Annotated in this window: 17 protein-coding genes and 1 pseudogene; 17 read left to right on the top strand and 1 reads right to left on the bottom strand. The window is 36.4% G+C overall.

Going from position 1 to position 19,920, the window contains the following annotated elements; genetic code table 11:
• Positions 1-10 precede the first annotated feature (10 nt).
• Positions 11-1,222 (bottom strand): transposase, encoded by a 1,212-nt coding sequence (locus tag QKW49_RS05235; RefSeq protein WP_282863267.1) that lies wholly within the window; start codon positions 1,220-1,222, stop codon positions 11-13.
• Positions 1,223-1,462: 240 nt separating this feature from the next.
• Here QKW49_RS05235 and QKW49_RS05230 point away from each other — a divergent pair, with 240 nt between their 5' ends.
• The 17 genes and pseudogenes from QKW49_RS05230 (at position 1,463) to QKW49_RS05150 (ending at position 19,783) form a co-directional block, all read left to right on the top strand.
• Positions 1,463-1,669, top strand: a complete 207-nt coding sequence (locus tag QKW49_RS05230; RefSeq protein ID WP_282866504.1) for a hypothetical protein — start codon at positions 1,463-1,465, stop codon at positions 1,667-1,669.
• Between the two features lie 139 nt (positions 1,670-1,808).
• Positions 1,809-2,114, top strand: a complete 306-nt coding sequence (locus tag QKW49_RS05225) for a hypothetical protein (protein ID WP_282866503.1) — start codon at positions 1,809-1,811, stop codon at positions 2,112-2,114.
• A 1-nt stretch (position 2,115) separates the two neighbouring features.
• The gene (locus tag QKW49_RS05220; RefSeq protein ID WP_282866502.1) at positions 2,116-2,250 is read left to right on the top strand and encodes a hypothetical protein; all 135 of its coding nucleotides are present in this window, start codon (positions 2,116-2,118) and stop codon (positions 2,248-2,250) included.
• A gap of 294 nt (positions 2,251-2,544) precedes the next feature.
• Positions 2,545-3,900 (top strand): [Fe-Fe] hydrogenase large subunit C-terminal domain-containing protein, encoded by a 1,356-nt coding sequence (locus tag QKW49_RS05215; protein WP_282866501.1) that lies wholly within the window; start codon positions 2,545-2,547, stop codon positions 3,898-3,900.
• A gap of 569 nt (positions 3,901-4,469) precedes the next feature.
• Positions 4,470-5,294 carry an MBL fold metallo-hydrolase gene (locus QKW49_RS05210; protein ID WP_282866500.1) on the top strand — a complete coding sequence of 275 codons (825 nt, stop codon included), beginning with the start codon at positions 4,470-4,472 and terminating at the stop codon, positions 5,292-5,294.
• Between the two features lie 287 nt (positions 5,295-5,581).
• Complete coding sequence (flgB, locus tag QKW49_RS05205; RefSeq protein ID WP_282866499.1) at positions 5,582-5,986, top strand: flagellar basal body rod protein FlgB; 405 nt, start codon at positions 5,582-5,584, stop codon at positions 5,984-5,986.
• A 279-nt stretch (positions 5,987-6,265) separates the two neighbouring features.
• The gene (gene purK / locus QKW49_RS05200) at positions 6,266-7,435 is read left to right on the top strand and encodes a 5-(carboxyamino)imidazole ribonucleotide synthase (protein ID WP_282866498.1); all 1,170 of its coding nucleotides are present in this window, start codon (positions 6,266-6,268) and stop codon (positions 7,433-7,435) included.
• A 102-nt stretch (positions 7,436-7,537) separates the two neighbouring features.
• On the top strand, positions 7,538-7,909 hold the full coding sequence (locus tag QKW49_RS05195) for a DUF2294 domain-containing protein (protein ID WP_282866497.1): 372 nt from the start codon (positions 7,538-7,540) through the stop codon (positions 7,907-7,909).
• Positions 7,910-8,289: 380 nt separating this feature from the next.
• Positions 8,290-8,778, top strand: coding sequence for a hypothetical protein (locus tag QKW49_RS05190; RefSeq protein WP_282866496.1), 489 nt, complete (start codon positions 8,290-8,292; stop codon positions 8,776-8,778).
• A 60-nt stretch (positions 8,779-8,838) separates the two neighbouring features.
• Positions 8,839-10,241, top strand: a pseudogene (locus tag QKW49_RS05185) (putative PEP-binding protein); the annotation flags it as partial.
• A 50-nt stretch (positions 10,242-10,291) separates the two neighbouring features.
• Positions 10,292-10,957 carry an adenylate kinase gene (locus QKW49_RS05180; protein WP_282866495.1) on the top strand — a complete coding sequence of 222 codons (666 nt, stop codon included), beginning with the start codon at positions 10,292-10,294 and terminating at the stop codon, positions 10,955-10,957.
• A 178-nt stretch (positions 10,958-11,135) separates the two neighbouring features.
• Positions 11,136-11,630 (top strand): 5-(carboxyamino)imidazole ribonucleotide mutase, encoded by a 495-nt coding sequence (gene purE, locus QKW49_RS05175; RefSeq protein ID WP_282866494.1) that lies wholly within the window; start codon positions 11,136-11,138, stop codon positions 11,628-11,630.
• A 254-nt stretch (positions 11,631-11,884) separates the two neighbouring features.
• Positions 11,885-13,765: a DUF4914 family protein gene (locus QKW49_RS05170; protein ID WP_282866493.1), complete on the top strand. Its 1,881-nt coding sequence runs from the start codon at positions 11,885-11,887 to the stop codon at positions 13,763-13,765.
• Positions 13,766-13,957: 192 nt separating this feature from the next.
• Entirely contained in the window at positions 13,958-15,244 is a 1,287-nt protein-coding gene (locus QKW49_RS05165; protein ID WP_349239123.1) for a DUF1576 domain-containing protein, read from the top strand.
• On the top strand, positions 15,244-15,585 hold the full coding sequence (locus QKW49_RS05160; RefSeq protein WP_282866492.1) for a hypothetical protein: 342 nt from the start codon (positions 15,244-15,246) through the stop codon (positions 15,583-15,585). The genes QKW49_RS05165 and QKW49_RS05160 overlap by 1 nt, the downstream gene beginning before the upstream one ends.
• A 372-nt stretch (positions 15,586-15,957) precedes the next feature.
• Complete coding sequence (locus QKW49_RS05155; RefSeq protein WP_282866490.1) at positions 15,958-16,761, top strand: DUF4914 family protein; 804 nt, start codon at positions 15,958-15,960, stop codon at positions 16,759-16,761.
• A gap of 415 nt (positions 16,762-17,176) precedes the next feature.
• Positions 17,177-19,783 (top strand): cation-translocating P-type ATPase, encoded by a 2,607-nt coding sequence (locus QKW49_RS05150; protein ID WP_282866489.1) that lies wholly within the window; start codon positions 17,177-17,179, stop codon positions 19,781-19,783.
• The last annotated feature ends 137 nt before the right edge of the window (positions 19,784-19,920 follow it).

Here is a 19,920-nt window from a genome sequence, read left to right as displayed (position 1 = left end):
AATTAAAATACTAAGCTGCAATATTTTTTGATTGTTCTGCTTTTGTAATTCTTGTAGCAATAATTGCAATGCAGGCTAAATCCATGAATACTTTTGCTTTTTTTAGCCCTGCTACACGCAGATTGTTTAAAGCATAGTTTTCTTTTCCATCACCAAAAAAGCGTTCAACGGATGTTCTTTCATCATATAGATTGTCCCATGCTTCTGTTCCTCGTAATGGATAAGATATAAACCGTGGATTATCCTTAATTTTAACTTTGCCAATGTATCCTGATTTTGTACTCGTACACCAACTTGAACCCATAGGACAATTGGCTTTTCCGCAAGCGTGGGGACATAATAACCGAATGGTTCCATTATCATTTCCACCATTCACATACGGATAATTCATGGTGCAAACAAGTTGACCTTCCCAGTTAATGCCTTCAGGTGGAGTTTTCGTATTTCTCCAGTTAATTGGCATAATAGCTTGAGCACCAAATGATACAGCATGTTGATAGATAGATGGTATATCATAGCCTGTATCCATAATGTAGTAAGATGGTTTGAATAAGTCTTCATAATCTGCCTTAAGCTTATTCATTAGTGGTATTGCCATTACCATATCTGCAACATTTGCAGGGGTTATGATGTACCCTAATGGGATTCCGCTTGTTGTATCTACTACAGCATGCATCTTCCAACCAAACCATTTTATCATATTGCCATTGGTATCTTGCTTGGCACCCCAGTGAGGAAACTCTGGATTGTTTTCTGGTATTTTTGATTTTGGTACAGCATGCTCAAAGGCATCAATTTTCGATGCATCTATTGAGACATGGGAACCATTAATAAGTCCCAAGGTTTTGGCTCTACGAACCATTCTCTGAAAAGTTTTTTCAAGTACATCGGTTTTAGAGAGCTTTTCTATAAACCTAGAGAAAGTTGAAGCACTAGGCGTTTTGCCAATAGTATCAAACCCGCAGGTTACTCTTAAAACGGGGTCTGTTTTCAACCTTTTAACTAATGCTTTAATAGTAGGTATTTGATCTATTTGCATTGCAAGTAAAGCATTGAGCAAGCTGGTATACGCAAATCCTTTAGGACCACGTTTGCTGACATCAATTTTAAAAGTTTCAAGCATAATTGAATAATCAATAAATGTTAAAACAGCTTGTAATTTTGTTAATGGTTGAATTTCTATAATTTGCTCTAAAGTAAATAATGTTGTTTGCCGATTCATAATTCGTACAACGTTTACTCCTTTCTGTGGATTGTTTGGACGAATTATTTATCGGATTGGGGTAAACTATTTTTTATGCTTTTTTCTAACCTTGTGTTTTCAAGGATTAGAAATTATGAAATTAACTCAAATATTATCTTGATAAGTTCACTAGGGCTAATATTTAAAAACACTTCAGATTGGAGTTTGATAAACAGAATTCTTATCTCCTCACTCCTTGTGGTGATTCAGGGGTTCTTCATGGGAATACCATTCCCAAGAGGACTCAGACTATTAACTGAGAATAAAAAAACCGATATCATTCCTATTATGTGGGGAATTAACGGTGTAATGTCGGTTATTGGTTCTGTTGTTTCAATCATATTATCCATGGAACTCGGGTTTAATGGTGCTTTAATAGCCGGTAGTATCGTATACATCCTAGTTAGTCTTATTAGAAAGATTTAAGTACTGTCAGCCAATAGATAAAAATTTAAATTTAGATTAAAATCTTCACAGGTTCTTCATAATTTAGTAATACAATATGAATAGTAGGAAATGAATCTGCAATACTAGGATAAAAGAAAGATTCTAAGGAGGAGTCTACATGAATTGTCACGGGAATCAAAATAACAATGAAAATAACGGAGGGCATAACCATAAAGGTCATATGTCGCACATGTGGCTAATGGTGTTGTGCTGCGCTATTCCACTATTATTACTGATGGCGCTGCCGTTATTAAAAGTCAATAACCCGAATCTGAAAGGGTTGCTATCAGGAGCTATTTTCTTCTTATGCCCATTGATGCACCTGCTAATGATGCCTTTGATGTTCAGAAAAAATAAAAGTAAGAAAGAGGACCATGGACATCATATAAATAACCAAATTGAAGCAAATCGTTCGGAGGGATAATATGAGTTGCTGTGGTGAAAGTCATCAACAGAATGATCAAAGTAATAATCAGGCAAATAATAGTTCAAATGTAAGATTATACGCTATTATAGCCGTTATAATCATTGCAAGTATTGCTTTATACTATGTTAGTTGATTGTTGAATAGATCATATATGAGCTGCGAATAGAAAGTTCTTTTCAGGCCTCCAATATTATTATTGGAGGCCTAAATATTATACGATTATATACATTAGAATATTCGGAAGAGTGTAAAGGGATACTAAAATCAATGATTTTCCAAGGAAAGCAGGATTTTAAAGCATGAAGGGAGTAATATATAATAGAAGTATAATAATAAAAGATTAGTAAAACATACAAACATAAAACGGATCAACATGAAGGGGAGTTGCGCTATAGACAATAAATTTAGTAATTTTCAAGAAAAACGTATGCATATATTCGGTGAACTTGTGAAGCGGTACTGGAATGGGGAATTAAATAATATACAAGATCTAAACCAATTATCTTATGAAATTAAAGATAAGTTAGGATTTGAGAACCAGGATATTTCTTTTATAAAAGATCATATTCGCATAGCAATGGGGCTGAACCCAAGAGGTAATGATGATTTCAAAGATGAATTGGATATTATCAAAGGATCCAAAGAGATCGGACAACCGGTTATTGCAAAAATAGAGGGTGCTTGTGAGCACTGTGATGAGGAAAGCTGTAAATGTAAGGAAGCATGTAAATATGAAACAGAGATATATAGGAGGCAAAAAGAACCGATCATACTCAATGATAAGTGTTTGAGCTGCGGATATTGTGTTTCAAGCTGTGATTTCGGAGCCTTAGCGGATAAAATAGAGTTTATGCCTGTAATTGATTTGCTAAAAGATAGCAAAGTTCCGGTATATGCTGTAGTTGCCCCGGCGATTGTGGGTCAATTTGGTGATGATATATCCATGGGCCAATTAAGAACTGCTTTAAAATTCTTAGGTTTTGAAGATATGGTTGAAGTGGCGTTGTTTGCAGATATATTAACCATTAAAGAAGCTTTCGAGTTCAGTCACCTGGTTAAAACTGAAGAAGATTTTTTTCTGACCAGCTGTTGTTGTCCGGTTTGGTTTAATTTGGTAAAAAAGAATTATCCCGATGCATATCAACATATGTCTCCATCCGTATCTCCAATGATTGCTTCAGGAAGAATTCTAAAAAAGTTGTATAAAGATGTAAAGGTAGTATTTGTAGCGCCTTGTATTGCTAAAAAGGCAGAAATTAAAGAGCTTGAATTAAAAGGAGCTATCGATTTTGTTTTGAATTTCAGAGAACTGGATGAAATATTCAGAGCTCTTGAGATAAAGTTGCACGAATTGCCTTCAGATGATAAAGATCAGGCGTCTTTAGGAGGTAGATTATATGCCAGAACCGGAGGAGTAAGCTTTTCTGTTAAGACGGTAGTAAATAGATTAGAGCCCCAAAGGCTTATTAAGCTTAAAGCAAAAAAAGTTGATGGTGTTCAAAAATGTAGAATGATATTGGAGGACATATCTAATAAAAGGAATATAAATTATAATTTCATTGAGGGTATGGGATGCAATGGAGGTTGTGTTGGAGGACCAAGAACAAATATTGAGGTAGAGAAAGCAACTAAGCTCGTCAATGAGTTTGGTGAGGACTCTCTAATCATGACTCCTTTTGATAATTTCAATGTTATGAAGATTCTAAAACAATTAGGAATTAATTCTATTGAAGAGATCATTAGCAATGAAGAAGTATTTAGATTATTAACCAGGGAGTCATGATATTAAGGACTGACATACAAACTAAATAATTGATACAAAGCGTAGATATAGTTCATAATTTGTGAGTTCTTATTAATTATTCTGTTCTAACGAGCCTTTTTTGTAGAACTATAGAAACGGCACAATTGACTATTGCAGGGGAGAATGTTCAAGTTGGTCCATTTTGGTTTGACATTTATAAGCTAAGAGGAAATCTCTCTGATGAAGAGCAGTATTCTTTTTGTATTTCAAAAAGAATACTGCTCTTCATTATTGTTCAAAATCCTTCGGGCATTAACTGGACTCCGGTGATATTCAGTGTGATTTTATTACTATAACATCAACATTTCCTGGACTGTTTGTTTCTGTTTCAGTGAGTGAAGTGTTTGAAGCTCAGACATTTTCTAACTTTTTCAGATTTTCTATGGTTTTTTATGTGGTCTTTTCATACCAAAATTACTTCATTGTTTAAAAGACTCAAATAATAATGAAACTAATACTGTCATCTAAATTTACACATAATAAAGCTAATGCTTACTATAAGAGAAGTTTTGATTCAAACTAAGACAATAATAGGAGGTAATAACGCTATGCAAGAAAATATTCTTCAACAAATAACGCAAAAACCCATGGGATATCAGCAGGTAATCCCGGATGTAGTATTATTAGAGTTTCCACTTGTGAATGCCTTTATTGTTGGAAATCCTAAAATTAATAACGGCGAATGGGTACTTATTGGCGCAGGTATGGCTCATACTGCTAAAGATGTTATCCAAGCCGCCGAAGGACGCTTTGGAGAAGGAAACCAACCCAAATCTATCATACTTACTCATGGACATTTTGACCATGTCGGAGCTATCATGGAACTTCTTAGCCAATGGAATGTACCTGTTTATGCGCATGAATTGGAACTGCCGTATTTGACAGGTGCTATGGATTATCCGCCGGCAGACCCTACTGTAAACGAAGGATTGATAGCAAAAATATCGCCTACCTTTCCTAATAAAAGTATAAATTTGGGGAACCGTGTACAGCCGCTGCCTGCAGATGGAAGTGTACCTTGGATGCCCGGATGGCGCTGGATTCACACTCCCGGCCACTCACCGGGTCACGTTGCTCTATATCGTGAAAGCGATAAGGTATTAATTGCTGGAGATGCGTTTACTACACTAAAGCAAGATTCTGCCGAGTCGGTACTCACAAAGAAAAAAGAGATTAGTGGGCCTCCTGCATATTTTACAATGGATTGGGAGGCAGCAGAAAAATCAGTAAAGGCACTAAAGGATTTAAATACCCAAATAGCTGTTTCAAGCCATGGCCTCCCCATGAAAGGTAATGAATTGACCGAACAGTTAGCAAACCTTGCAAATAACTTCGCTAGTGTTGCTGTACCAGAACACGGGAAGTATGTATAATAAAGTGAGTTAGATCATAAAAGTCTCTAAGTAGGTGCTAGAAAATCGAATATAAGTTTATAGAGCCTATCTTAGGACTTTTGTATTTCTAAATATATTCAAAAGTTTCCACAGAGAATTGACCCATTGATATATTATTAAAGTTATGCTATGCTATTGATATTAAACGGGAGTAGCTTTGCACTTATGTGGGAAGCAGGATCTTTAACACGACTAGTTTTATACGATATATGCTAGCGGTTTTTTACATAACCTAAAGGTATTAGAGGTTTGCGGAGGTATATCAGATGATAAATAAGCTTTTTGACAGTAAAGTAGTAATGCATAAAGCATTAGACGCAGCATGGTTAAGGAATGATGCTATTGCTGAAAATTTAGCTAATGTTGATACGCCTGGATATAAGAGAATAGGTGTTGCGTTTGAGGAATATTTAAGTAAGGCCGTAGAATCAGGAGCTCTTACGGGGACCAAGACACATGAAAAGCATATAACAATAGGTAGTTCCAATAAGGATGATGTTAATGCTAAAGTTTCCAAAGATTATAAGTTGAATTCTATGAGAATAGATGGGAATAATGTAGATATTGATAAGGAAATGGCGGATCTTGCAAAGAATAGTATTTGGTACAATGCACTGATCAAGCAGGCCGGCTATGGAAGCTTGAGAGCTGTTGTTAACGAAACAAAATAGAACCATAAAAGAACATTAAGAATCACTTTGGAAATTTCTATAGGTATTAGATTTTATTATTTTAAAATGGAAAATAAGAATGGAAGACCAAGCGAAGGGTTGAAAATCAGACGCAGTGTAATCCAATATTCGTATGGCTTTTAATAAGCCTATGAATGTTGGATTTTTTTAGTTTGGAGTAATAATGTATTTTTTATAGATTAAAAGAAACTAATTCCGATAATTTATTACGTGTTTATAGATAATACTAATAACAACGTTTTTATAAGGGTGATGGTAATGAGAGACATAAAATATGAGGTATTGCAGCCTCCCTCGAAAATTGGTATAATAGGAGGAGGACAGCTTGGTAGAATGATGACCGTTGAAGCTAAAAGGATGGGATACCATGTAACGGTGCTTGATCCTACGCCATCCTCTCCTGCTGCACAGGTTGCCGATGAGCAAGTGATCGCTTCATTTAGGGATACAAGTGCTATTGAAAAGCTTGCAGGAGATTGTGATGTTATAACCTATGAATTTGAGCATATTAATGCTGATATTTTGATTGATTTAGAAGAGAAAGGATACCGCGTATATCCTTCCGGTAAATCTTTGAAGAAGATACAGGATAAATACGTTCAGAAAGAAATGCTTAAAAATGCCGGAATTCTTGTGCCGGAATATATGATTATAAATGACATAAAGGATATGTCTGGGTGTATTGATACGATAGGTATACCATTTATACTAAAAACGCGTTCAGGAGGCTATGACGGCAAAGGGAATTTTGTGATAAAAACGAGAGAACAAATAGGAAAGGCAATGGAAGAATTTAAGGGATATAATTTGATGGCGGAGCGATTTGTTGAATTTGAAAGGGAGCTATCTACTATTGTAGTACGTAATTTAAAAAATGATTGTGTTGTCTATCCTATCGTTGAAAATATACATGAAAACAGCATACTTCACTTGACCAAAGTACCTTCAAATATTGATAGTGTGATTGAAAAAAAGGTAAGGGATATTGTTGTGAAGATTATGGAAGTCCTTGATGACTACGGTGTATTCTGCATAGAAATGTTCCTTGCAAAAAATGGAGAGGTTTATGTTAATGAAATAGCACCTCGTCCGCATAACTCAGGGCATTATACAATTGAGGCTTGCACTACTTCACAATTTGAGCAATTGGTAAGAGTGATTACCGGAATGCCATTAGGCTCTACGGAGTTGTGTTGTCCCTGTGTAATGGTAAATATACTTGGAAATGATACTCTTGAAGGACAATATAGATTTGAAGGCATTGAGGATGTGCTTGATGATCATGATGTTCACCTTCACTTATACGGTAAACAATCCACCAAGAATATGAAAAAAATCGGACATATAACTGTTTTAAATAATTCCGTTGAGGTAGCAGAACAAAAAGCGCTGACAGCACTGGGGAATATTACAATAAAACCTTTGTGAGAAGACGGAAGCTTAAGAAGAAGTATTTGTTTCTGTCAAATATTCTTATTGTATGGATAGTACGTACAATATTTATAGATATAAGGGAAAAGGAGAGTCTGTATGACAAAAGGACAGGTTGAGGCGAAAATTAGTGAAGCAGTGAGTAAGTTCGAAATTGAATATATGGGGAGAGGCCCTAAACAAATTAGGACGATCATTATACAAGATTTAATTATTATTCGCCTTAAAGGCTTTTTAAGCCAGTCTGAGCAGAAATTAGCCGAAAACAGCCAGGGCGTAGAGTTATTGAAGAAAGTAAGGGTTACTCTATTTGAAAATGCTAGAGAGTATTTAGAAAACTTGGTTAAAGAGGTTGTTGACATAGAAATTGTTAGTACTCACTCAGATGTAAGCACAAAAACCGGTGAAAAAATTATTGTAATTACAGTTAATAAAAATCTTGAAGAAAAACTAAAAAATAATCCTTTTTAAGCTTTATGGGAAAAAAATACATTGCATTTATCTTGTTTTTATAGTAAAATGCTGTTTGATAATAAAGTTTATGCAAGTTAATACTTAAGTTATTGGAAGACATGACGAAGGGTTGCAAACCAATCGAAACGTAAGCCAATATTTAATGACTTTTAAGTCATTAAATATTGGCTTTTTTTTATCACGCATAGAAAGGATTATTTTTACCTTGATTTTTACTTTGCGTGATGCGTTTCAAAAAAGGCTCATTTAACTGTTGCTTTTGAAGCTTTTTTATAACCAGTCGTAAGTAGTCCATTTGTTTTTTGAAACAGAAATAATTTTTATTGCTTTATGTAAGTACAACAATAACTTATTTAATTTAGGAGGTCAAATGGATTATGTTGAATGAAAAAGTTTGTTTTTCAAGTAAGGTTATTACTAATGACAGAGAGTATTGTCAAAACACTTCAGAACTATTTAACAGCGCAACTCTATATATTCTTTTAGAAAGATTTAGTAACACCATAATAAAAGAAATTCCGGAGTATGGTGATTTTTTAAACAGGTATTTTAACGATGAAGGCTATATTGATATATGGCGTATACCTTACTTGTTATCAGATTTGATTAATGAGAATTCCAGCTCCCATGAGCTATTATTGAATGATGAAGCATTCACAACCCAATTCATGAGTTTTATTGGAGAGTTTTATAATTATTGTATGAAGAATACCAATTTATTTTTGATTCAAAAAAATAGTTTCACTGATTTTAAAAGCAATATGTATCATATACGGAAAAACCAGTGTTTGTATAACCTTATAGCAGAAACCTATTGTAAGATCTATGATAAGCTCAATAGCTCTGGAGGCACAAAAATAGCATAAAAATGTTACATGATATTATATACTAAAAATATCATGTCTAAAAATTAACATACGTCTTAGGAAATCGAGAAAGAAATCTATGCAATGATGGCAAAGACAGAAGAAATCGTAGGAAAGAAATTCGGGGATCCAAACAATCCTTTCCTAGTATCAGTTCGTTCAGGAGCTCGGGCTTCCATGCCAGGCATGATGGATACTATTCTTAACCTGGGTCTTAACGATGCGGTTGTTGAAGGCCTTGCTAAGCTTATAAACAATGAGAGATTTGCATACGACAGTTACAGACGATTCATTCAGATGTTCAGTGGTGTCGTAATGGAAGTAGATAAGCCAAAGTTTGAAAAAATCCTTGATGCAGTAAAAGAAGAGAAGGGCTTGCATTTTGATACCGATCTCACTGCTGATGACCTTAAAGAAGTGATAAGGAGATATAAAGAATTATTCAAGAATGAAAAAGGATTTGAATTTCCACAGGACCCAAAAGAACAGTTTATAGAAGCTGTAAAAGCTGTATTTCGTTCATGGGATAACCCAAGAGCGATAGTGTACAGGAGACTTAATGATATTTCCGGTGATTGGGGAACGGCTGTAAACGTTCAGGAAATGGTTTATGGAAATATGGGCAATGACTCAGGTACCGGTGTTGCATTTACAAAAAATCCATCAACCGGAGAAAAGAAGCTTTATGGTGAATTCCTTATGAATGCTCAGGGTGAAGATGTTGTTGCAGGGATTAGGACACCCCAATCAATTGATCAGTTAAAGGAAGTTATGCCTGAAGTATACGACCAATGCAGAGAGGCGATTTTGAAGGTATATTTACCGAGATGAAAGGCTACCCGGTAACAATCAGGCTTTTAGATCCTCCGCTACATGAGTTCCTGCCGCAGCAAGATGAAGATATTGCCGCACTTGCGAAAGAAATGGGACTGGAATTTGAAGAACTTAAATATGTTAAAGATGTAGTTGTTAAAGCTGTAGTTGTTAAAGCTGTTAAAGAAACAATTGAAAAAGCCGGAGTTGAGCTTGAATACAAGGTTGGAACCATGATTGAGATACCAAGAGCGGCTCTTACCGCTGATGAGATTGCCAAAGAATCAGAGTTTTTCTCCTTTGGTACTAATGATCTCACGCAAATGACGTTTGGTTTTAGCCGTGACGATACCGGGAAATTCCTGGAAGAGTACTATAACAAGAAGATTTATGAATCCGATCCATTTGCAAGAATTGATCAAACCGGAGTAGGAAAATTGATTGAAATATCGGTGAAGCTTGGAAAAGAGGTACGACCGGAAATTAAGCTCGGTATCTGTGGTAAGCATGGTGGTGACCCTGCATCAGTAGAATTTTGTCATAGACTAGGTTTAGATTATGTTTCCTGTTCACCATTCCGCGTGCCTATAGCAAGACTTGCTGCTGCCCAGGCAGTGGTCAAGAAGGAAGGGGACCTGGGGCAGAAATAATATTATTCATATAATAGAATTATGTGAAAAGTGAAGCGAGGGAGAAAATTATGAGGTTAATGTTACTTGGGGCGCCGGGTGTAGGAAAGGGTAGTCAGGCTACATTGATTGCCAAAGCACTTTCGGTGCCGCATATATCAACCGGTGATATATTTAGATATCATATTGCCAATAGTACTGACTTAGGTATTAAAGCGAAGCAGTATATTGAAAAAGGAAGTTTGGTTCCGGATGAATTAACGGTGGAAATCGTAGGGGATAGATTAAAACAGGATGACTGTAAGAATGGGTTTATACTGGATGGTTTCCCGAGAACAATACAACAAGCAGTGTTTCTTGATGAGATTTTGAAAGACTTGAATATACAACTTGATGAGATCCTTAATATTACTTTGGACGATAGAAGTATTGTAAACAGATTGTCTGGAAGGCGTATTTGCCCACAGTGCAACTTTGTATACCATATAGAAGATAAGCCGCCAAAGTATGATGGGGTTTGTGATAAATGTAATACTGCGATAATCCAGAGAGATGATGATAAAGAAGAAACAATTATTAAAAGGCTTGAAGTCTACCATAAACAGACAGTACCCCTATTTGAGTATTATAGCGATACCGTTAAGCTAGTAAATGTGGAAAGTAATAAGTTATTTGAAGTTACTACAAAATTAGTATTCAATGCACTAAGATTAGAAAATGTTACACTTAATGGGTAAAATGGTATTGCAGCAATTATTAGGTGGGGAGTCTCTAAGCTCTCCTCACTTAAGCAATATATCCCATGTTACATTGAACATAGCATAAATATTAGGAAACGCAAAAGAAAGAGCGGATAAATCAGGGGCTTGTGTTTATACTATTTCTATAAAACATTAGAAGAAAAGGAGGGAATTTATGAAACCTATAGTAGGAATAATCATGGGAAGTGATTCAGATTTACCAGTAATGCAAGAGGGTGCAGAGATTTTACGTCAGCTACACATTCCATATGAAATGACAATTGTATCAGCTCATAGAACACCTGATAGATTATATATGTATGCGAAAGAAGCAAAAAGCAAAGGCTTAAAGGTGATTATTGCGGGTGCCGGCGGAGCTGCCCATCTACCTGGGATGGTCGCATCTTTCACTGCTCTTCCTGTTATTGGGGTTCCTGTTAAAAGCAGTACCTTAAACGGTATAGATTCCTTATACTCAATTGTTCAAATGCCCCCTGGTGTTCCCGTGGCAACTGTCGCAATCAATGGAGCAAAAAATGCAGGAATATTAGCAGCTCAGATTCTAGGAACAGCGGATGAAGATATTTACTATGCAGTAGAGCAATACAAGAAAAACTTGGCAGAGATGGTATTGAGGAAAGTAGATGAAATTGAAAAAAATAACGGTTGATATAAAAAATGAAAGAATATAAAAAGATTATTGCATTTTATTATGGGTTATGTTATAATTCAAACATAGTAATTGATGTAGAAATTGTAAATACAAGGACAAGTGAAAAATAAGTTGGAAGACGATCCGAAAGGTAATAATACCAGTCGAGATGTAAGCCAACATTCGCTAGTAAAATACTAGCGAATGTTGGCTTTTTTATTTAATTATTTTTAGTTTTACGGTTAAAATAATTGTTAAGAAGGAGAAGGACAATGTCTAAAAAGATCTTAAACAAATTTATACTACCTGAAGAATTGAAAAAAACGCTGGATAAAGTAGATAACGTTACTATACCTCAGAGCAGGCAGCAGCTTTTACAGCTTGCTTTGGGAAATGAAAAAAACAACATTTTTGAAGTAAGTTATGATGTGCCAGGAAAAGGTAAAATTGTTGAAGCTGCTATTGCAAAATGTAAAAATGGCGCAGCGGTAAACTATACAGATATCTATATGAGGAGACGGGACCCTGACTGTATGGTGGTTGCAGATGAAGGTGAAACCGATAAACCTAAATATCAAGATAAGTATGGGGCAGACTTCAAACCTTTGCGTGATTCTACTTTTAAATGGTTGGGAAAGCAAGACCTTATCCTCATGCCTTTTATGGCAGGTGGGCAGGAGCTTGGCTACCCGGCACTGCTGGTAGCACCAGATAATGCAGGCTTTTTCGCAGGAGGTCTTTCAGATTTGCAGGGATTTATCCCTCAAGATGAAATACCCGAGGGTTTTAAACCAAAGGCCATAATATATCTTGCGCCACCTTTTAGACATACGCATTTTGACGGAAAGCAAATTGTTGTGCATAACAGGCTGAATGGACTGCATGAGCTATTTTCATATAACCTATATCCGGGACCTAGTGCAAAAAAAGGTATCTATGGGGTATTGTTAAATATCGGAGAAGCAGAAGGTTGGGTTACTGTTCATGCTTCAACGGTAAGAGTGATTACGCCGTATGAGAACATTATTACAATTATGCATGAAGGCGCCAGCGGCGGCGGAAAAAGTGAGATGATCGAACACATCCAGAGACAAATGGATGGAAGAATTGTATTAGGAAAGCATACACTGACCGGTGAGAAACTATATATCGAATTAACCGATACATGCGAACTGCAGCCGGTTACCGATGATATGGCTCTATGCCATCCGTCTTTGCAGAATGGAAGTAAAAAGCTGGTGGTAAAGGATGCGGAGCAGGGATGGTTTTTGAGGATAAACCATATTACAAAGTATGGCACCGATCCTCATTATGAAAAACTATGTATTCATCCCAAAGAGCCTTTAATATTTTTAAACCTTGATGGTAAGCCGGATTCTACATGCTTAATATGGGAGCATATTATGGATGAGCCGGGAAAAGCATGCCCTAATCCGAGGGTCATTATGCCAAGAAGGTTTGTTCCCGATACGGTAGATGAACCGGTGGAAATAGATATTAGAAGCTTCGGGGTAAGAACACCGGCTTGCACAAAAGAACAGCCGTCTTATGGTATTATGGGATTGTTCCATGTGCTTCCTCCAAGCTTGGGATGGTTATGGAGGTTGGTAGCACCCCGGGGACATGATAACCCAAGCATTACCGATAGTGTAGGCATGAGCAGTGAAGGAGTAGGGTCATACTGGCCGTTTGCAACAGGAAGAATGGTTGATCAAGCCAATCTGCTGCTTGAACAAATTGGAAATACGCCTAGCACAAGGTTTAAACTCATTCCTAATCAGCATATAGGTGTATATAAGGTAGGGTTTATGCCGCAATGGATTGCCAGAGAATATATGGCTAGAAGAGGAAGCGCACGCTTTAGACCTGAACAGTTGGAGCCATCCAGATGTGCCCTTTTAGGATATTCACTGCAAAGTTTGAAGATAGATGGAATACATTTACCGAAAGGCTTTTTGCAGGTTAACTGCCAGCCGGAGGTAGGAAACGAAGGATATGATGCTGGAGCTAAGATATTAAGCGATTTCTTTAAGAAAGAGCTCAAGCAGTTTATTACACCGGATTTAAATCCTCTAGGCAAAAGAATTATTGAATGCTGTATGGATGATGGAACACTTGAAGATTATTTAAAATTAATGCCTATAAGAATGTAGGAACAATATTGCTTAAAATTCTCCTTAAGATTATTTATACAAAAAAGAAGTGCGATTGGACTCCGCACTTCTTTTTTGTAGATTTTAACAGGAAGATATTATTGTGGGTAAAAATATTTTTATTATATATAAGGAAAGGGCAATATAAAAAAGGGTGGTTATATTACTAGGATTTAAGTTAAGGAAAGGGGTATTATTATAAAAGATATATTAACTAAGAAAAATATAGGCAATAGTCCTGAAATTCCAAATAGTACAAAATATCGGATATTGACAATATATGCTTTTTCATTTATTATGTTTGGATTACTGGCAGATACCCCTTCAGACATAATAAAGGGATTATACAGGATTATAAAAGAGCCGGGTGTACTTATTACAGATTATATTGCAATAGGAGGTATGGGTGCTACATTTATTAATGCTGGTGTATTAACCCTTGTATCTATTTTTATCTTGTATAGATTAAAAATTAATATCGGTGGTGTTTCCATCGCATCGGTATTTTTAATGACAGGATTTGCACTGTTCGGCAAAAATATCGCTAATATATGGTTAATTATCATAGGTGCGTTTTTATATGCAAAAACTCAAAAAGACAAATTTTCAAAATATATATATATTGCTCTCTTTGGAACCAGTATGGCACCTACCATTACTGAAATTATGTTTAGTATAAAGCAACCTATGATATTCAGAATTTCATTAAGTATTTTTATTGGACTCGGTATCGGTTTTATTCTGCCGCCATTGTCAGCATATTTACTGAGAGTGCATCAAGGGTTTAATTTATACAATGTTGGTTTTACCGCAGGGATCATCGGAACTGTTATTGTTTCCGTATTTAGATCTTATGGATTTGCACCTACCAGTAAATTGGTATGGAGTACAGGGAATAATGTAATATTAGGGATATTTTTAACGGTCTTATTCGTATCTATGATTGTTGTAGGATTTTATTTGAATGGAAAAACCTTTAGAAATGTAAGAAATATTTTTTCATATTCAGGAAGACTTGTATGTGATTTTGTTACACTGGAAGGCTTTGGACCGGCTCTAATAAATATGGGAGTAAATGGTTTGATCGGTATGGCATATATTCTTTTAGTAGGGGGAGATTTAAATGGCCCGACTATAGGTGGTATACTCACTATAGTCGGATTTGGTGCTTTTGGAAAACACGTAAAGAACATGACTCCTGTTCTTTTAGGAGTCTTTTTAGGAAGCTTTACTAAGATATGGAATATCAATGATCCTCCAATATTATTGGCAGCATTATTTGGCACTGCTCTTGCCCCTATAGCCGGGCAATTTGGATGGAAATATGGAATGTTGGCAGGTTTTATAAATTCCTCCGTTGTTCTTAATGTAGGGGTATTGCACGGTGGTTTGAATTTATATAATACCGGTTTTGCTGCAGGAATAGTAGCAGCAACAATGGTTCCGATTATAGAAGCGCTGAGAAAGGAAGAGATATAATGAAGCATCAACGCAAAAGGGTATCAAAAATCGTAGATGAATTAATTACTTATTTATTCTCAATAGGTGCCACAGATATTAATGTTAATATACAAGAGCGTTTAGATGACTATAAAATATCGTTAAGAAGTAATTATACAAAAGATAAAAACAAAAAAGTTTATAAACTGTTAAAAGCTTTACAAACTCCTAAACAAGAAGAAATAGAAGAATATTATTGGGAGCTGGCCGGAGACTCGGATGTGGGTACAGAACTGTCTCTAATAGGAATGATGATTGATAAAGTAGAAGTTGATTTGAATACTGATTTTTTAGAGATTATTCTGTATCGGAATAGATGATTAAGTTTGAATCCGTATGGATATTATTTATAATATTTACAGATAGAAGTCAAAAGGCGAGATTATATGACAAAAGGACAGATTGAAGCAAAAATCAGTAAAGCAGTTTCCAGAAAAGTTATATTGCATTTATCTCATTCTTATAGTATAATGCTATCTGTAATTGAAATTTAACTTAATAATTAGGTTGTTGGAAGACAGGACGAAGGGTTGCAAACCAAACGAAACGTAAGCCAATATTTAATGACTTTTAAAAGTCATTAAATATTGGCTTTTTTTATGACCAGTCGTAAGTGGTCCGTGAAAAAACATATTGCAAGGTTTATGAGAAGGTTAACTACTTCTAAAGTATTCTAAGGAGTGATAAATAAAATGATTAATCAAATGTTCAAAAAATTCATTATATCAGAAGAATTAACAGATCTTTTAGCAAAGAGACATGATGTAGTGATACCAGAATGCCACGAAGAAATCCTAAGCATGGCTCTTGGAAATAAAGAAAACGATTTATTTAAAGTGGTTTATGATGTTCCGGGATTTGGTAAAATTAATGAAGTTACGGTAACTAGATGTAATAATGGTGCTATTGTTAATTATACCGATGCAGATATGCGCAGAAGAGGCCCGGATTGCATGGTGATAGCAGATAAAAAGGAGACAGATAAGCCAAGATATCGGGATATTTATGGTGATAATTTTCAAAGTCTGAGAAAAGATACATTTAAGTGGCTCAAAACTCAAAAATTATTATTACTACCCTTTATGGTAGGGGGAATGGAACTAGGATATCCAGCTATACTAGTGGCTCCCCAAAACGCAGCGTTTTTTGCCGGTGGTTTAGCAGACCTTCAAGGCTTTATTCCGCGAAGTCAGATCCCTAAAGATTTTAAGCCTAGAGCAGCAATTTTTCTTGCGCCTCCTTTTCGGCATACTCATTTTGATGGAAAGCAAGTAGTTGTACACAATAGGCTTACCGATATGCATGAGTTATTCTCTTATAATTTGTACCCATGCCCGAGTGCTAAAAAAGGTATTTATGAAATACTTCTTAATATTGGAGAGCAAGAGGGATGGGTAACCGTTCATGGGTCTACTGTAGAAGGCGCCACTTATTTTCATGAATCTTCAAGTTGCACCGGGATCTACCTGCCTAATTTGGGAGCATATAATGGATGAACCCAATAAACCATGCCCAAATCCATAAGTTAAGTGTGTTTAATAAACTTCATTTATCAACCTACTTAACTTTATAGCTTCGGTAACTTATATCTTTTAATTTGCTTTTCTACTTCATAATAGGTATAAGTCTTTACATATACGGAAAAATAGAAACAAAAGTCCAAAGAGAAAGAAGGGAGGCCGCTCATGAAACCTATAAATGGATCAAAACTGAGCGAATTCTGGTTGCTCAGATTCTAGGAATAGCAGATAAAGACATTTATCATGCTGCGGTTCAATGTAAGAAGAAGTTGTAAGGATATTAAATAAAGTAGATAAACTTAAAAATTAAAACATAGGGATACGATGCTATTCCTGTGTTTTCATGCTGGATATAAAATGTTATCACATTTGCGTAAAAGGAGCAGGATAAATGAATGAGTTTTACAGAATGCCAACAATAACTGTGATGGAACATCTAAGCGTTACAAAAAATGGTTTAAGTGATGAACAGATAAGGAAGAGAAGGCAGGAACAAGGCTTTAATGAGTTGGCAGAGCAGCATAAGAAAAGCACGGCCCAAGTATTTCTTGAGCAGTTCAAAGATTTCTTAGTGCTAATATTGATAGGCGCAGCAATTATTTCTGGATTTTTGGGCAAAATCGAGAGTACTTTAGTAATTATGGTTGTAGTCATTATTAATGCAGTTTTGGGAACTGCGCAGCATATTAAGGCGGAACAATCGTTAAAGAGCCTTAAGGCCTTATCATCTCCAACAGCCAAAGTATTAAGAAATGGACAGAAGCTAGAAATTCCGTCAAGGGAGCTGTTGGTTGGTGATATTCTTTATCTGGATGCAGGAGACTATATAAGCGCGGATGGAAGAATCTTTGAGGCATATAGCTTACAAGTAGATGAGAGTTCATTGACCGGAGAGTCCGAGAGCATTTTAAAAACGGTAGATGTAATTGAGGGGGAACATATCGCCATTGGAGACAGAAAGAATATGGTCTTTTCAGGAAGTTTTGTGACGTATGGCAGGGCGGTGGCTGTTGTCACCGGAATCGGTATGAATACGGAGATCGGAAAGATTGCAAATTTGCTGGAAAGTGCAAAAGAAAAGAAAACACCCCTGCAGGAGGACCTTGATGCTTTCGGCAAAAAACTTGCTATTGTAGTGCTTGCTATATCCTCATTGGTTTTTGCGCTTGACTTATTCAGAGGCCATCCGCTTGCTGAATCATTTATGTTTGCAGTTTCTTTAGCAGTAGCAGCAATACCGGAGGCATTGAGCTCCATTGTGACCATTGTGTTGGCACTCGGCACACAGAACCTGGCGAAGCAAAATGCAATTGTAAGAAAACTGCATGCAGTTGAGAGCCTTGGTAGTATTTCGGTAATCTGCTCAGATAAAACCGGCACCTTGACACAGAATAAGATGACAGTGCAAAAAGTTTTTATAGATGGCAAGATTTTGGAGCACGACAATTTGGACCATGACAAACCGTTGGAGAAAAAGCTCGTACAAGCGGCATTATTATGTAATGATGCAGTAACGGTAAAAGATAAAAAAATCGGAGATCCGACGGAAATTGCGCTGGTAAATCTAGGTGAGATCTATGATCTGGATGAGCAGGATATGCGGGAACATTACCCTAGGTTAGGGGAAATACCTTTTGACTCTGACAGAAAGCTCATGAGTACCGTTCATAATATTGATGGTAAAACGATGATGATTGTCAAAGGTGCACTGGATGTGATGCTTCATAGAGCAACAAGGGTGCAAAAAAGCACTGGAATAGTGCCACTCGCGAAAGAAGAAAAAAATAAAACAGAAGAAACCAATATATTATTCTCGAAAAACGGTTTAAGAGTGTTGGCATTTGCCTATAAGGAAATAGATGAAGGCAGCACCGTAGGATTAGATGATGAAAAGGATCTTATCTTTATAGGATTAATTGCGATGATGGACCCGCCGAGGGAAGAATCGGCACCGGCAGTAGCAAACTGCATAAGTGCAGGAATCAAACCCGTGATGATAACGGGAGATCACAAGGTCACTGCTTCAGCTATAGCAAAAGCGATAGGCATTCTAAAGGATGAATCAGAGGCAATAGAAGGCTACGAGCTTGATTCATTAAGTGATGAAGCATTAAAAGATAAAGTCCAAAAGATTGCTGTATATGCAAGGGTATCGCCGGAACATAAAATAAGGATAGTGCGGGCATGGCAGGAGAGGGGTAATGTAGTTGCAATGACCGGAGACGGTGTAAATGATGCTCCGGCGTTAAAACAGGCGGATATCGGTATTGCGATGGGGATTACGGGGACAGAAGTTGCCAAAGATGCTGCATCTATTATTTTGACGGATGATAACTTTTCTACAATTGTAAAGGCAATCTCTAATGGCAGAAGCATATATGCCAATATTAAAAACTCCATAAAGTTTCTTTTAGCAGGAAATACTGCCGGAATTTTATCGGTATTGTATGCATCCATTGCTGCATTGCCGGTTCCTTTTGCACCGGTGCATCTGCTGTTTATTAATCTGGTAACTGACAGCCTTCCCGCAATCGCAATAGGATTGGAGCCGCATAATGAAAGCATTATGAACGAAAAGCCAAGAGCAATTAACAGTCCAATCCTGAATAAATCCTTTGGGGTGGAAGTGCTGGTGGAAGGTCTGGTCATTGCTGCAAGTACAATAGCAGCATTTCATATAGGGTTGGCAACGGGAGATACAATGGTTGGAAGTACAATGGCTTTTGCAACATTATGTCTTGCGAGATTATTACACGGATTTAATTCAAGGGCAAAGCAGTCAATTTTTAAGGCAGGGATATTTTCAAATAGATTTTTGTGGTTGTCAGTGATTATTGGGTACTTGTTGTTAAAACTAGTCATGACATTTAAGCCGCTGGCAGAAATTTTTGAAGTAGCACCGTTAAGTCATGAACAGTATACGGCGATGTATGGACTGGCATTTATTCCGCTAGTATTGGTGCAATTATATAAATTGATTTTTGTTAGAAGTCGTTGAGTAAAAAAGCTTCAAGAAATCAGTAGAAAGCATTGCATTAAAAGCAGATTTACTGTTACAAAGCAGATTTACTGTTACAATGAACGATAATGGAAAAGGAATGATCTGAGGGGGTGATGTAGCTGGATAGAAAAGGT

Source organism: Petroclostridium sp. X23, assembly GCF_030013905.1.
GTDB lineage: Bacteria > Bacillota > Clostridia > SK-Y3 > SK-Y3 > X23.
This window is presented reverse-complemented; position numbering and strand designations above follow the sequence as displayed.

Bases quoted from the DNA above. Each gene is read 5' to 3' on its own strand.
- QKW49_RS05180 (WP_282866495.1), top strand. From the start codon at position 10,292: ATGAGGTTAATGTTACTTGGGGCGCCGGGTGTAGGAAAGGGTAGTCAG.
- purE (WP_282866494.1), top strand. From the start codon at position 11,136: ATGAAACCTATAGTAGGAATAATCATGGGAAGTGATTCAGATTTACCA.
- QKW49_RS05170 (WP_282866493.1), top strand. From the start codon at position 11,885: ATGTCTAAAAAGATCTTAAACAAATTTATACTACCTGAAGAATTGAAA.
- QKW49_RS05215 (WP_282866501.1), top strand. From the start codon at position 2,545: ATGCATATATTCGGTGAACTTGTGAAGCGGTACTGGAATGGGGAATTA.
- QKW49_RS05230 (WP_282866504.1), top strand. From the start codon at position 1,463: ATGGGAATACCATTCCCAAGAGGACTCAGACTATTAACTGAGAATAAA.
- QKW49_RS05220 (WP_282866502.1), top strand. From the start codon at position 2,116: ATGAGTTGCTGTGGTGAAAGTCATCAACAGAATGATCAAAGTAATAAT.
- QKW49_RS05195 (WP_282866497.1), top strand. From the start codon at position 7,538: ATGACAAAAGGACAGGTTGAGGCGAAAATTAGTGAAGCAGTGAGTAAG.
- QKW49_RS05235 (WP_282863267.1), bottom strand. From the start codon at position 1,222: ATGAATCGGCAAACAACATTATTTACTTTAGAGCAAATTATAGAAATT.
- QKW49_RS05210 (WP_282866500.1), top strand. From the start codon at position 4,470: ATGCAAGAAAATATTCTTCAACAAATAACGCAAAAACCCATGGGATAT.
- flgB (WP_282866499.1), top strand. From the start codon at position 5,582: ATGATAAATAAGCTTTTTGACAGTAAAGTAGTAATGCATAAAGCATTA.
- QKW49_RS05160 (WP_282866492.1), top strand. From the start codon at position 15,244: ATGAAGCATCAACGCAAAAGGGTATCAAAAATCGTAGATGAATTAATT.
- purK (WP_282866498.1), top strand. From the start codon at position 6,266: ATGAGAGACATAAAATATGAGGTATTGCAGCCTCCCTCGAAAATTGGT.
- QKW49_RS05225 (WP_282866503.1), top strand. From the start codon at position 1,809: ATGAATTGTCACGGGAATCAAAATAACAATGAAAATAACGGAGGGCAT.
- QKW49_RS05150 (WP_282866489.1), top strand. From the start codon at position 17,177: ATGAATGAGTTTTACAGAATGCCAACAATAACTGTGATGGAACATCTA.
- QKW49_RS05155 (WP_282866490.1), top strand. From the start codon at position 15,958: ATGATTAATCAAATGTTCAAAAAATTCATTATATCAGAAGAATTAACA.
- QKW49_RS05190 (WP_282866496.1), top strand. From the start codon at position 8,290: ATGTTGAATGAAAAAGTTTGTTTTTCAAGTAAGGTTATTACTAATGAC.